Source organism: Streptomyces coffeae (assembly GCF_016741875.1).
Lineage (GTDB): Bacteria > Actinomycetota > Actinomycetes > Streptomycetales > Streptomycetaceae > Streptomyces > Streptomyces coffeae.
Genome location: NZ_JAERRF010000168.1, coordinates 1 through 719 on the forward strand (window position 1 = coordinate 1; position 719 = coordinate 719).

Annotated in this window: 1 protein-coding gene; it reads right to left on the bottom strand. The window is 68.3% G+C overall.

What is annotated here, in order from left to right; all coding sequences use genetic code 11:
* Positions 1–719, bottom strand: a 719-nt coding sequence (locus JK363_RS41510) for a LysM peptidoglycan-binding domain-containing protein (RefSeq protein ID WP_201883502.1), incomplete at both ends; no start/stop codon positions are given.

Here is a 719-nt window from a genome sequence, read left to right on the forward strand (position 1 = left end):
CCTCCCGCTGCGGGCTGAGGCCGCGGGTTGCCGGTGCAGGGGCGTCTTCCGCTGATGTGGAGGGAGAGGAAGGCTTCGCCGGTGCGGTAGGCGGCGTTGGAGGAGTCGGAGGCCGTGACGGTGACACGGATGGGGTGACGGGGATGGCGAGTTGCCAGCCCGGCGTGAGCCGATCCGGGTCGCTCAGCCGACCGCCGTCGGACTGAATGCGCTTCTTGTTCAGGGCGTAGATGCGCGGCCATTTCAACGCATCGCCCAGGTGCACCTCGGCGATGGCCCACAGGGTGTCGCCTTCAGCCACGGTGTACTCCACACTCCGGCTCTCAGCGGTCCTCGCTTCCCGCATCGAGGGGCGCTCTGTCTCCGACGATGCAGCCGGGTGGACAGGAGCCGTGGAAGCTACAGGGACGCGAAGATCTCCTGAGGTGGCATGGGGATGAGCATGCGCGGGGTAGGGCCGCCACAGGCTGACCAGGGCCAGGACGAGTGTGCCGATACACAGCGCGGCCAGCGTCCGCTGCGCCGACAGCGTTTCCAGGTGGGCTGTGTGGGCCGTGCGGTCGCGCAGCAGCTGCGGCACATGGCCTGCGTACCAGGCGACTTCCTTGAGGATGGAGCAGGCGAAGGCGGCCCAGCACACCCAGCCGACCATGGCCAGGAGGTCGACGATGACCGAATCGGTGATGGGCTGCATGAGCCGTTCGCCCAGGTCCCGCCAT